This is a genomic window from Listeria farberi, assembly GCF_014229245.1.
Lineage (GTDB): Bacteria > Bacillota > Bacilli > Lactobacillales > Listeriaceae > Listeria > Listeria farberi.
This window is the reverse complement of the sequence record NZ_JAARZJ010000015.1, coordinates 20,666-34,916: the sequence shown is the minus strand read 5'-3', so window position 1 is coordinate 34,916 and position 14,251 is coordinate 20,666. Positions and strand designations below refer to the sequence as shown.

The 14,251-nt window shown below is 39.3% G+C and carries 9 protein-coding genes; all 9 read right to left on the bottom strand.

What is annotated here, in order from left to right:
* Positions 1 to 140: 140 nt before the first annotated feature.
* The 9 genes from HCB45_RS12805 to HCB45_RS12765 all read right to left on the bottom strand — a co-directional run bounded on the left by HCB45_RS12805 (position 141) and on the right by HCB45_RS12765 (position 14,154).
* Positions 141 to 1,601 carry a glycoside hydrolase family 1 protein gene (locus HCB45_RS12805; protein ID WP_185620148.1) on the bottom strand — a complete coding sequence of 487 codons (1,461 nt, stop codon included), beginning with the start codon at positions 1,599 to 1,601 and terminating at the stop codon, positions 141 to 143.
* Between the two features lie 65 nt (positions 1,602 to 1,666).
* Positions 1,667 to 2,212, bottom strand: coding sequence for an HAD family hydrolase (locus tag HCB45_RS12800; RefSeq protein ID WP_185620146.1), 546 nt, complete (start codon positions 2,210 to 2,212; stop codon positions 1,667 to 1,669).
* A 75-nt stretch (positions 2,213 to 2,287) separates the two neighbouring features.
* On the bottom strand, positions 2,288 to 5,893 hold the full coding sequence (rpoC, locus tag HCB45_RS12795) for a DNA-directed RNA polymerase subunit beta' (protein ID WP_185620144.1): 3,606 nt from the start codon (positions 5,891 to 5,893) through the stop codon (positions 2,288 to 2,290).
* Positions 5,894 to 6,062: 169 nt separating this feature from the next.
* A complete protein-coding gene (rpoB, locus tag HCB45_RS12790) occupies positions 6,063 to 9,617 on the bottom strand; it encodes a DNA-directed RNA polymerase subunit beta (protein ID WP_011701086.1) in 3,555 nt (1,184 codons plus the stop codon).
* Positions 9,618 to 10,155: 538 nt separating this feature from the next.
* Positions 10,156 to 10,686 (bottom strand): DUF2947 family protein, encoded by a 531-nt coding sequence (locus HCB45_RS12785; protein WP_221771111.1) that lies wholly within the window; start codon positions 10,684 to 10,686, stop codon positions 10,156 to 10,158.
* A gap of 53 nt (positions 10,687 to 10,739) precedes the next feature.
* The gene (locus tag HCB45_RS12780) at positions 10,740 to 11,918 is read right to left on the bottom strand and encodes an RtcB family protein (RefSeq protein ID WP_185317816.1); all 1,179 of its coding nucleotides are present in this window, start codon (positions 11,916 to 11,918) and stop codon (positions 10,740 to 10,742) included.
* Positions 11,919 to 12,264: 346 nt separating this feature from the next.
* Entirely contained in the window at positions 12,265 to 12,870 is a 606-nt protein-coding gene (locus tag HCB45_RS12775) for a class I SAM-dependent methyltransferase (protein WP_185317815.1), read from the bottom strand.
* A gap of 119 nt (positions 12,871 to 12,989) precedes the next feature.
* Positions 12,990 to 13,469, bottom strand: coding sequence for a DUF1307 domain-containing protein (locus HCB45_RS12770; RefSeq protein ID WP_185317814.1), 480 nt, complete (start codon positions 13,467 to 13,469; stop codon positions 12,990 to 12,992).
* Between the two features lie 25 nt (positions 13,470 to 13,494).
* Entirely contained in the window at positions 13,495 to 14,154 is a 660-nt protein-coding gene (locus HCB45_RS12765) for a DUF1266 domain-containing protein (RefSeq protein WP_185608008.1), read from the bottom strand.
* Positions 14,155 to 14,251 lie beyond the last annotated feature (97 nt).

Below are 14,251 nucleotides of genomic sequence, written 5' to 3'. Positions count from 1 at the left end.
CTCTATGTTTTCCCGTTCCATAAAAAGACAAACGTATACATCATAATATATCTCGTGGTTTATCGCGATTCCCGTCCTTTTAATTGACATAAAAAGATAAAAAAACAGCCCCGCCAAAAAGCGGGACTGCACTCTACTTATTAATCTAAATCTTCACCATTTGTTTCAATTACTTTTTTATACCAGAAGAATGAATCTTTGCGGGAGCGTTCTAGTGTTCCTTTGCCCCAGTCATCTTGGTCTACGTAGATGAAGCCGTAGCGTTTGGACATTTCGCTTGTGGAGGCACTTACTAGGTCGATTGGGCCCCAGCTTGTGTAACCCATTAAATCTACGCCGTCTGCAATCGCTTCTTTCATTTGTTCGATGTGTTTGCGCAAGTAGTCAATACGGTAATCATCATGGATTTTGCCGTCTTCTTCCACTGTATCATAAGCACCTAAGCCATTTTCCACGATGAAAAGTGGTAATTCGTAGCGGCTATAAAGATCATTTAGTGTCCAGCGTAAGCCTTTCGGATCAATTTGCCAGCCCCAATCGGACGACTCCAAGTATTCGTTTTTCACGCCGCCCATTAAGTTCCCAGCAGAGCGGTCGCCTTCTGGGCTAGCTGTTGCGGATAGAGACATGTAGTAGCTGAATGAGATGAAATCAACAGTGTGTGCTTTTAAGATTTCGTCGTCGCCAACTTCTTTTACAATGTGGATGTCGTTTTCTTGGAAGAAACGGTTCATGTAGCTTGGATATTCACCGCGAGCATGTACGTCAGTGAAAAATAGATTTTGTTGGTTTTCGTATTGTGCTTTTAGGATGTCATCTGGGTTGTTAGTCGCAGGATATGTCGCCATACGCGCTAGCATACAACCAACTTGTGATCCTGGAATAATTTCATGCGCCAATTTTGTTGCAAGTGCACTGGCTACAAATTGATGATGTCCTGCTTGGTAAGAAAGTTCCAGTGGGTTTTTCGCGTCTTCTAAAAGCACACCGCCACCAGTATACGCGCTAAGTGAAATAACATTAATTTCGTTAAAAGTTAGCCAATATTTTACTTTGTTTTTATAACGTTTGAAAACTGTTTCTGCGTAATTTGTGAAAAATCCGATAACGCGACGATCAGCCCAACCATTATATTTTAAAGTTAGATTGAGTGGCGTTTCATAGTGAGAAAGCGTCACAAGTGGCTCAATGTCATATTTTAGTAATTCATCAAACACTTTATCATAGAACTCAAGCCCTTTTTCATTTGGCTCTTTGTCATCACCATTCGGGAAAATACGCGCCCAGTTTAGTGATAGGCGGAAAGTTTTAAAGCCCATTTCGGCAAATAAAGCGATGTCTTCTTTATAGTGGTGATAAAAATCAACACCCTCACGTTTAGGGAACCTTCCTTCTACCTTCCCTGCAATAATTGCTTCAATTTCTGCTTTAGATACATCTAATGCGTGATCTTTCGTGCGTTCTTCTTTTGGAATGAATTTTACCATATCTGCTGTGGAAAGGCCTTTCCCATCTAAATCGTAAGCGCCTTCAACTTGGTTCGCAGCAGTTGCTCCACCCCATAAAAATCCTTTTGGAAATTGTTTTTTCACTTCAGTCATTTCGTTCGCCCCTTCCGGCTAATTTCTTCTACTTTTTTAGTCTACTCTGTGTAATGCATTACAGGTCAAGAAGAAATTTTGTTTAATAATAAAAGGGCTTCGGGAACATCGACTAAGTCCCACACTGGGATAACAAATGGCGGTGCTACAAGGGGGAGGCGCTCATCTTGCAAACAGACTTCTGGATTTTGCAGCCAAATCGCATGGATTCCCGCACGATTCGCGCCAATAATATCACTTTCAAATGTATTTCCGACCATAACTGCCTCTGTTTTATCAATTTGAAGGGCATTTAGTGTGAAATCAAAAATAGTTTTGTCTGGCTTTTCCATTTTTCCTGGTTGTAACTCGGAATTGGATGCATAAATGAAGTCAAAATAATCGATGATGCCAAAATTAGTTAATACGCGCTTAATCACTTCTGTGTCACTCGTTGCGGTGTTGCTAAGAATGGCTTGTTTGAATCCAAGTTGCTTTACTTTTTCAAGCGTTTCTTTGGCATTTTTCCTTAACATTACTTCTGGATAAGTATCGAGAGGGTGATGGTCGTATCTTGTGTTTGGTACGGTATTTAACGTTTCGCCCATATCCCAAATAACATGTGTAATCAAATCACTTCACTCCTTTTTCTAGAGTATAACAAAAAAAGCCAAGTGTACGCGAACGGCACACTTGGCTTTGTAAAATTAAATATTTGTGATTTCGTCAGTTACTTCAGCTGTTTCCTTGATAACTTCGGATTTCAGTTTGCGGTAACGACCAATACCTGTACCAGCTGGAACAAGTTTACCTAGGATAACATTTTCTTTAAGTCCTAGAAGTTCGTCACGTTTTCCTTTGATAGCAGCATCTGTCAAGACACGAGTTGTTTCTTGGAATGACGCAGCTGACAAGAAGGAATCCGTTTCAAGGGAAGCTTTTGTGATCCCTAGAAGAACTGGACGACCTGTTGCTGGTTGGCTACCACTTAAGATAGCATCGCGGTTGGCTTCTGTAAACGTATGAATATCCATTAATGTACCTGGTAAGATATTTGTATCACCAGTATCCATTACGCGGATTTTACGTAACATTTGACGAACCATTACTTCAACGTGTTTATCGCCAATTTCTACCCCTTGCATGCGGTAAACTTTTTGTACTTCAGCAAGTAGATATTCTTGAACGGATAATACGTCACGAACACGAATCAAGGCTTTAGGATCCACAGAACCTTCAGTTAGAGCTTCCCCACGTTCAACAATACTTCCTTCTTCTACACGTAAGCGAGCAGTGTAAGGAATGTTATAAGAACGGCGGTCATCTGTACCTTGGATAGTGATTTCTTGTTGACGATCACGACCTTCTTCGATAGAAACAACTTCACCGCCAACTTCAGTGATGATAGCTTGCCCTTTCGGATTACGTGCTTCAAAGATTTCTTGAATACGTGGAAGACCTTGCGTGATATCGTCTCCGGCAACCCCACCTGTATGGAATGTACGCATAGTAAGCTGAGTTCCTGGTTCCCCGATAGATTGGGCAGCGATGATACCAACTGCTTCTCCAACTTCGACTTCTGTACCAGTTGCCAAGTTTTTACCATAACATTTTTTACATACGCCGTGTTTCGTATTACATGTGAATGCAGAACGGATAGTTACTTCTTCAATTCCAGCTTCAACGATTTGACTGGCAATTGCTTCTGTAATTAAGTCATTTTCACGTGCAATAACTTCTTTTGTTTCTGGATGACGAATTGTTTTACGAGAATAACGACCTTCCAGACGTTCTTCCAGTGGTTCGATGATTTCAGTACCTTCACGAATAGCCTTAATTGTAAGACCGCGGTCAGTGCCACAATCGTCTTCACGAATGATAACATCTTGAGCCACGTCAACAAGACGACGAGTAAGGTAACCGGAATCGGCTGTTTTAAGGGCTGTATCGGTAAGACCTTTACGCGCACCATGGGTAGAAATGAAGTACTCTAAGACCGTTAAACCTTCACGGAAGTTAGATGTAATCGGCAATTCTACGATACGTCCGGATGGGTCAGCCATTAGTCCACGCATACCAGCTAGCTGTGTAAAGTTGGAAATGTTACCACGAGCTCCGGAATCTTGCATCATGAAGATTGGGTTTAAGCGGTCCAAACTCAAGATTAGTTTTCCTTGGATTTCGTCTTTGGCAGCATTCCATACAGCAATAACGCGTTCGTATCTTTCATCATCTGTAATCAGACCACGACGGAATGATTTAGTGATTTTTTCAACAGTGTCATGTGCTTTTTCAAGAATTTCATGTTTTTCTTCAAGTGTTAAGATATCCGCAATACCCACTGTCATGCCGGCCTTAGTCGAGATTTTGAAACCAAGATCTTTCATACGGTCAAGCATTTTAGAAGTTTCGGTAATATGGAATTTCTTGAAGACTTCCGCGATAATGTTACCAAGAATTTTCTTCTTGAATGGATCAATTAATTCTTGAGCCGCAATGTGGGCACGAACATCAGTTGTTGTATCAACGAAATATTTTGCTGGTGTTTCGATTTCTAAGTTGAATTTCGTTGGTTCATTAATATAAGGGAACGATTTTGGTAAGATTGTGTTGAAAATCAGTTTACCGACAGTCGTAATTAATAATTGTTTGCGTTGTTCATCAGTGAAACGTTCATTTGGAATCGAACCAGCATATACAGCAATACGAGAGTGTAAGTGTACATAGCCGTTTTGATACGCAAGTTGTGCTTCATTAATATCTTTGAAGATAGTACCTTCGCCGACAGCATTTTCACGTTCTAAAGTAAGGTAGTAGTTACCAAGCACCATATCTTGGGAAGGTGTTACAACTGGTTTACCATCTTTAGGGTTCAAAATGTTTTGAGCTGCAAGCATTAAAATACGTGCTTCTGCTTGTGCTTCTGCGGATAAAGGAACGTGAACCGCCATTTGGTCACCATCAAAGTCAGCGTTGTAAGCTGTACATACAAGAGGGTGAAGACGGATTGCGCGACCTTCAACTAGCGTTGGTTCAAATGCTTGAATACCAAGTCTGTGAAGCGTAGGCGCCCGGTTAAGTAATACCGGATGTTCACGGATAACTTCTTCTAATACGTCCCAGATTTCTGGAGCCATACGTTCGATTTTACGTTTAGCACTCTTAATGTTGTGTGCTAAACCGCGTCCAACTAATTCTTTCATAACAAATGGTTTGAATAATTCAAGTGCCATTTCTTTTGGAAGACCACATTGGTACATTTTTAAGTTAGGTCCAACGACGATAACGGAACGACCAGAATAATCGACACGTTTACCTAGTAAGTTTTGACGGAAACGACCTTGTTTCCCTTTAAGCATATGAGAAAGGGATTTAAGCGGACGGTTACCTGGACCTGTTACTGGACGACCACGACGACCGTTGTCAATTAAAGCATCGACAGCTTCTTGTAGCATCCGTTTTTCATTTTGCACGATAATGTTTGGTGCACCTAAATCAAGAAGGCGTTTCAAACGGTTGTTCCGGTTGATTACCCGACGATATAAGTCATTCAAATCACTTGTTGCAAAACGGCCACCTTCAAGTTGTACCATTGGACGAATTTCCGGTGGGATAACTGGTAGCACGTCAAGTACCATCCAGCTTGGGTTGTTGCCAGAATTACGGAAAGCTTCCATAACTTCCAAACGACGAATTGCACGAGTACGGCGTTGGCCTTGTGCGGATTTTAGTTCTTCTTTTAAATCATTTGTTTCTTTTTCTAAGTCGATATCGGCTAAGATTTTTTTGATAGCTTCTGCGCCCATACCAGCTGAGAAACCTTTACCATATTTTTCGCGATAAACGCGGTATTCACGTTCAGATAAAAGTTGTTTCTTTTCAAGTGGAGTATCGCCTGGTTCTGTAACCACGTAAGATGCAAAGTAGATAATTTCTTCTAATGCACGCGGAGACATATCCATAACAAGACCCATACGGCTTGGAATTCCTTTGAAGTACCAGATGTGAGAAACAGGAGCTGCGAGTTCAATATGGCCCATACGTTCACGGCGCACTTTTGATTTCGTTACTTCTACTCCACAACGGTCACAAACTACGCCTTTATAGCGAACACGTTTGTATTTACCACAAGAACATTCCCAGTCTTTCATTGGTCCAAAAATTCTTTCACAGAATAAGCCGTCACGTTCTGGTTTCAGCGTTCTGTAGTTGATGGTTTCAGGTTTTTTTACTTCACCATGAGACCATGAACGAATTTTATCTGGAGATGCCAGACCGATTTTCATATACTCAAAATTATTAACATCTAACAAGTGCCCAACCTCCTAAATTAGTTTGGAGCATTCGCTTTAGGAAGTGTTTGGGGATTCCCGCACACTTCCTTGACTTTTAGAGAAAGTCTCAGCGATCGCTTAATTTTATATTTTGCAAAAAACAAATCATTGTTTCTTATTGTTTTGGAGTCTCAATTATCGAACCGAATTACTCAGTCTTTTCAGCGGCTGCATTTTCCGGTTGTACGATATTGAAGGCATCATTTTGATTAGTAAAGTCGTCATCATCCATATCACGCATCTCGATTTCTTCTTCGTCTGCAGAAAGCATTTTAACGTCCATTCCAAGACTTTGAAGCTCTTTGATGAGTACTTTGAAGGATTCTGGCACACCAGGTTCTGGAACGCTTTCGCCTTTAACAATCGCTTCGTAAGTTTTCACACGACCAACCACATCATCTGATTTAATCGTTAGGATTTCTTGAAGAGTATAAGCGGCACCATATGCTTCCAGTGCCCATACTTCCATTTCACCAAAACGTTGTCCACCAAATTGTGCTTTACCACCAAGCGGTTGTTGCGTTACTAGAGAGTAAGGTCCAGTTGAACGAGCATGTAGTTTATCATCAACCATGTGGGCAAGTTTGATCATGTACATTACACCAACAGAGATACGGTTATCAAATGCTTCACCAGAACGTCCGTCGTAAAGAACTGTTTTCGCATCGCGGGCCATACCGGCTTCTTCCACAGTGCTCCATACATCTTCTTCATTCGCTCCATCAAATACTGGAGTTGCAACGTGAATTCCTAAAGCACGAGCAGCCATACCTAAGTGTAGCTCAAGTACTTGTCCGATATTCATACGAGATGGTACACCTAGTGGGTTAAGCATGATGTCAACAGGTGTTCCGTCTGGCATAAATGGCATATCTTCTTCAGGTAAAATACGGGAGATAACCCCTTTGTTACCGTGACGTCCGGCCATTTTATCGCCTTCGTGGATTTTACGTTTTTGTACAATATAAACACGTACTAATTGGTTTACACCAGGTGGTAGTTCGTCGCCAGCTTCACGAGTAAAGATTTTCACGTCAAGCACGATTCCGCCGCCGCCATGAGGTACACGTAATGAAGTATCACGAACTTCCCGTGCTTTTTCACCAAAGATAGCGTGTAATAAACGTTCTTCTGCAGTTAATTCGGTAACTCCTTTTGGTGTTACTTTACCAACTAGAAGATCGTTGTCTTTTACTTCAGCACCAACACGGATAATTCCACGTTCGTCAAGGTCGCGTAAAGCGTCTTCCCCAACATTTGGAATATCACGAGTCATTTCTTCAGGCCCGAGTTTTGTATCACGAGCTTCTGATTCGAATTCTTCAATATGAATCGAAGTATAAACGTCATCTTTTACAAGACGTTCACTCATGATGATCGCATCCTCGTAGTTATAACCATCCCAAGTCATGAACGCAACTAGTACGTTACGACCAAGAGCAAGTTCACCGGAATCCATTGATGGACCGTTACCAAGGATTTCTCCTTTAACAACCCGGTCACCTTCTGCTACGTTTGGACGTTGGTTATAACAAGTACCTTGGTTAGAACGGACAAATTTACGTAAAGTATATTTATCGATTCCGCCAGTTACTTCTTTGCCATCCACTAGAGATACACGACGAACCCAGATTTCGCGAGCTTCAACGTGTTCTACAATACCGTCATGTTTAGCAGTTACAGCAGCACCAGAGTCTTTTGCAGATACGTGTTCCATACCTGTTCCAACAAATGGAGCTTCAGGGTGCATAAGAGGAACTGCTTGACGTTGCATGTTCGCTCCCATTAGCGCACGGTTACTATCATCGTTTTCAAGGAACGGAATACATGCTGTCGCAACAGATACAACCTGTTTAGGAGATACATCCATGTAGTCAATACGTTCTTTTTCTACCGCTAAGTTTTCTGAACGGAAACGAGCCATAACTTCTTCTTCTGTGAAAGTACCTTGCTCGTCTAATTTCGAGTTTGCTTGTGCTACTACATAGTTATCCTCTTCATCCGCAGTTAGATAATCAATCTTATCTGTAACACGGTTTGTTTCAGGATCTACGCGGCGGTAAGGCGTTTCGATAAAGCCGAATTTATTTACCTTCGCAAAGGAAGAAAGGGAGTTGATCAAACCAATGTTTGGTCCCTCTGGCGTTTCAATCGGACACATACGGCCATAGTGAGAGTAATGCACGTCACGTACTTCATAACCAGCACGTTCACGCGTCAAACCACCAGGTCCAAGCGCCGAAAGACGACGTTTATGCGTAAGTTCGCCAAGTGGATTTGTTTGATCCATAAACTGAGACAACTGTGAGCTACCAAAGAATTCTTTGATAGATGCAACTACTGGGCGAATATTAATCAATTGTTGTGGCGTAATTGTAGTCATATCTTGAATAGACATACGCTCACGAACCACACGTTCCATACGGGATAAACCGATACGGAATTGGTTTTGTAAAAGTTCGCCAACAGAACGAAGACGACGATTACCTAGGTGATCGATGTCATCTGTATCGCCAACACCATGTAGCAAGTTAAAGAAGTAGCTAATGGATGAAATAATATCAGAAGGCGTGATGTGTTTTACATTTTCTTCAATATACGCGTTACCAATGATGTTGATTTCTTTTTCTTCATCATTTGGTGCGTAGATTTTAATAGATTGAACGAGTACGCTATCTTCCATCACTCCATCAGTTGGGCGAAGTGTACGGAAACCTACACCGTTTTCTAAATTAGGAATAATTTGATCTAAATTACGACGATCCAAAATATCACCTTTAGAAGCGATAATTTCACCAGTTTCTGGATCCACTAAAGTTTCTGCTAATGTTTGGTTGAATAGACGGTTTTTCAGATGTAATTTTTTGTTGATTTTATAACGTCCAACACTTGCAAGATCATAGCGTTTTGGATCAAAGAAACGAGAAACTAGTAAGCTTCTAGCGTTATCAACTGTTGGGGGTTCACCCGGACGTAATCTTTCGTAAATTTCTAGAAGTGCTTTTTCAGCATTGTCAGTGTTGTCTTTTTCAAGTGTATTGCGCAAGTAGTCGTTGTCCCCAATTAAATCAATAATTTCTTGATCGGAACCAAAGCCTAGTGCACGAAGTAAAACAGTTACTGGTAATTTACGTGTACGGTCAATACGAACGTGTACAACGTCTTTAGCATCTGTTTCATACTCAAGCCAAGCCCCACGGTTAGGGATGACAGTAGAACCAAAGCCTTTTTTACCATTTTTGTCTAGTTTTCCATTGAAATAAACACCTGGAGAACGAACTAATTGGGAAACGATAACACGTTCTGCCCCATTAATAATGAACGTACCCATTTCAGTCATTAGTGGGAAATCACCCATAAATACTTCTTGGTCTTTTACTTCGCCGGTTTCTTTGTTGATTAGGCGTAACTTCACGCGTAGTGGAGCCGCATAGTTTGCATCACGGTTCTTAGATTCTTCTACCGAGTATTTCGGTTCTCCAAGATCGTAATCAATGAATTCTAAAGATAAATTACCCGCAAAATCCTCAATTGGTGAAATATCGCGGAACATCTCACGTAGCCCTTCATCTAAGAACCATTGGTAAGAAGCTGTTTGAATCTCAATTAAGTTTGGTAATTCAAGTACTTCACTGATTCGCGCAAAACTTCTACGCGTACGATGCCGTCCATATTTTACATCATGTCCTGAATGTCCTGACAAACTATTCACCCCTCAAATTAATTAAAAAATTTATAAGCACACTGACTTCTCTTTTAGGCACAAAAACAGTGGAACCCCCCGCACCCGATGTTTAAGTTAAATCGTTCAAAAGTAAGTACTTCCATACTCCTTCATCAGCCTTAAACATCGTTCATCAAAAGTTTCCTGCTACCTTGTGTACATCTGATTCGCATAGTCGCAATCAGACAAAACCTAGGTCGAAATCAAGTGGAACTTCAAAAAGAAAAAATTGCTGCTTTAGACAAAAAGAAAGCGGATTTCATCAACTATTTCTGAAAACCACATCCATGTTTATTTATAGCACCAAAAACCGCGCAAACGCTTCATTTTTTGTCATATTTTGAAATAAAATGCAACGCAAAAAAACGGTATAGATTCTTTTGGCATTATACTATAATACAACATCTCTCCACCTATGTCAAATATTTTTCTAGAAAAATAAGAAGCGACATGTTATAATATTTGCCGCTTCTTTTTCATTATGTTTTGAAGTTATATAAGGGTTTCTTGAAAATTCCTAATTAAAAGAACTTATTCCTCTTAACAAAGTGCCATTTGAACAAAACATCAAGATTTGTTCCCTTGAAATATTTATTAATATAACGCCTTGATCAAAAAGGAATTCAGACCAATGTTTTATAAAAAAATGCCACTCCGTTTCTACAGCATAGTCCTTTAGCCAAAACGCTAAAACGGTGTCTTGTTGATTGTAGTTTATACTTCTTAACAGATAATTACTAAAATCCTCATATATACCATTATCCAAATCATCTAGCCAATTGTAATCCATTTTTGCTAACGAAGGTAATTTGTCCTCAAAATCAAGTTGCTCAAAATGGTGATGCCGATGACTAATATACTTTTCCCACATATTGCTACTATATGCTTTAGCAAGGGGGTTTATATACTTCATTTCCTCATCCGACATTTTAATCCCTTCACTATTAAAATACCAAGACAAATCGAATTCCTCTATATTTACATATTTAATATCTCTATCCGAAGTATCTTCCACATAAAACACATCCCTTAAATTTTGCAGTTTCATATAACTCTCCAATTCTTACTTAATTGAAGTATATATTTGCCGCTTCTTTCCCTTCATGCTTTGAAATTGTATAACGGTTTAATTATTTCTTGAATTTCCATTGTATCTTCTACATCAACAAGTAATTGTTTAGCTGATTTATATGCTTTTGGAGCTTCATCAATTGTTTTTTTAGAAACAGAAGTAGTCCAAACGTTTTTCATTGCTGCCTGATAGCTTTCTAAACTGATTTGTGCTTTTGCTTTGGAGCGACTTAGCATCCTTCCCGCCCCGTGCGGCGCCGAGTAATTCCAATCTGCATTTCCTTTTCCAGTTGCAAGGATGCTGCCATCGCGCATATTAAGCGGAACGATAATTTGTTCCCCAAGCTGAGCAGATGTCGCACCTTTTCTGAGCATGTGGTTATCAATATCAATGTAATTATGCACACAATCAAACGCTGAAACAACTGCTTTATCCCACTTCATCGCTTTTAAAATAGTTTCTGCCATGACGTAACGATTACGAGCAGCAAATTTTTGTGCAATTTCCATGTCATTTAAATAATTTTTCAAATCAGAGCCCGTCACATAGGATAAGTCATAATCCAATTTCACTTGCTCGCGCTCGTTATTCAAGTTGTTGGCCATTTCTAAATTGCCGCGTTTTTTCGCAGCAGTGGCGTCCAATTTCAATTCTTTACGCAATATGTCTAATCCTTTATAAGCTACTTCTTGGTGATATTCCGCGATTTCTTTACCAAGCACCCGACTTCCACTATGAATTACAAGGTAAATACCGTCAGAACCTTGATTCACTTCAATGAAATGGTTCCCGCCACCAAGCGTCCCTACACTCCTAGCTACCCAGCCGCGATGAATTGGCGCAACTACGTCTTCCAAATCAAATTCATCCACAGGTTTATCGTGTGTTTTGCTTCCAGATGGCACTCGTTCGCGAATAACTTTATCCAGCTTATCAAAATCCATTTTTAACTTGCCAGGTTTTAGTTTCACTACATATAGCCCACAACCGATGTCCACTCCAACCAAATTCGGTACAATTTTATCTTGAATTGTCATTGTCGTTCCAATCACACAGCCTTTACCGCCATGCGTATCAGGCATAATCCGAATCTTACTATCTTTCGCAAACGATTGATTGCATAGTGTAATAATTTGCCCAATTGTATTGTCATCAACGTTATCTGTAAAAACTTTTGCTTCGTTATACTTTCCTTTTAATGTTAGCATTTCTATTCCTCATTTTCTGTTTAATAGAGAAATGAATGTCTCCACTTCTCTTCCTAGCTGTTTAAATTACTCAGATCTCCCACTGTCATTTGACTCACTTCTTTCAAGTTTATTTTTAGGTATTAAAAAAGTCCCTCAATCAAGAAAGATTGAAGGACTTAACTCTTAACGGACGCTACCTTGAAAAGACACTACTGGGTCATGAAGGAACGTTAAAGAAATACCTATTATCTTCTGTCTTGATTGGTTGTTTTTTTCTAGCATATTTCTCATTCTAAGCATGTCCCTCAGTCCTTTCTTAGTAAAATGTATTTCTATATTAGCACGTTTCCACACTCGATACAACTTAATTTTTAACACTTTTGAAAATAAAATAACCTTTATTTTTCGCCACTGTTTCAACATTACCGAAAACTTCTTCCATTTTCTTCTCAGCAGATGGACCGCCTTGTTTCTTTTGAATGACAATCCAGAGTTCTCCGGTTTCTTTCAAATGATTATAAGCACCTTCCAAAATTGCATGAACAACCTTTTTTCCTGCACGGATTGGCGGGTTACTAATAATCGCTTGGTAGTCCTTTGCAGTTACGTTATCATAAACCGAACTTTCATAGATATGCGTATTCGTAATTTTATTTAATTCCGCATTTTCTTTCGCAAGTTCCAGTGCGCGCAAATTTACATCTACCATTTCAATTTGGCTTTCAGGAAATTCTTTCGCTACAGTTAACCCCATCGGACCATAACCACAACCAACATCCAAAATTTTCCCCGATTTCACTTCCAAGTCAAATGATTCAATTAACAATTTCGAACCAAAATCAACCGTATTTTTGGAAAATACGCCATTATCGCTTGTAAAGTTCATATTAAAACCTTTTAACATCATTTGCCATGTTTTTCGGTTGTGTTTCATTGTTTCGTCGTTTGTGTAGTAGTGATTATTAGTCATCAACTGCACCTTCCTTTCATATCTCTAGCTATTTTAGCATAAAACTTTGCTCTATAATAGCTACAAAAGGAATTTTTGGAAATAGGTTCCTCTAATAAAAGGAACCTATTTTCAAAATATTATTTTTTAGTATATCCTTGTGCTTCAAATTGAGATACTGTATCTTTATAACTTACATTTTTCGGGTCCGTTGTTCCTGCTAGTAATGAGTTCACGGACTTTTTATCTGCTTTATACAGATCAACAGACATTGTTAATTCCATTCCCTTATCTGTAAATTTGGTTTCAAGCGATGCACCTTTACTATCCTTATAACCGGCATACTGAGATGTTACTTGTTCTTCCAGTTTCTTTTGCGTAGCGTCATCTACTTTAGTTCCTTCTTCCAAGCCTAGATAAGCTAATGGATATACCATCTTTTGATCTACTTTCCTTAAGTTATCATCTACATGATAAAAAGTCGCTTCTAATTGCGCCCCTTGTAAATCAGCCACATACGTATCTTTTTCCACTTTTTCATTACTTGCCTTATCATTTCCACATGCTGTTACAAGTAATGCTATTAATAAAATTCCCACTCCACTCAAAATTCTCTTCATATTCTCTTTTTAACTCCTCTTCGTATTATCTTAGTTGATATTGATTCAATAAACTATTTGGATCTTTTTTTAATTGGATATAAGAAACAAGTGTGTCACTATACCAATTAGTTCCCATACCTTCTTGTCCATTTAGATAACTAACTATATAATCATCCCAGTTTTCAAAATGCAGGACTGCATCTTCCCAAAATTTATTCAAAAACTCCCATGATTGTTCTTCAGTGAGCAAGTCTAAAGAAAAACAAACCCGTACTAAATACCCTAATCTCTCAAGATCAAATGCCCCAAACGTTTTGATTTTTTCAGCAGAGCTTACTAAAGAGTCCTTATTGAAATCTTTTTTTCGAGATGCTTTAGCGATGTCATTGATGACTGTGCTTGTAACATTCTGCGGGACCTCTCCATAATAATCATTTCCTTCAATCCAAGTAGAAATAATCTCAACAGCAGATCTAGAATCATTTATCCCAAACATTGGTAGCCAATACTTCATAACCTTAGCGCCACGGTTTTTTGGATAATAAAGCTTTAACATCTTATTGGAGCCATCTAACTTGGTTTCGATTTTATGCTTACACTCCGTAGTAGAAGCGCCGATACAAAGCAATCGTTCTCTTTCAGTTGGAAAAGTATTAAACTGTTGATAATCTGCTGGTATTGAAACTTCTTTCCGACCAAACATTTAATCCCCGCCTTTTTAGTAATTGTTTAAGCTTTTTAATTCTACAATATGTAGTCTTAAAAGTCAAATCTGCAATAAAAAAACTCCCCTCAATCAA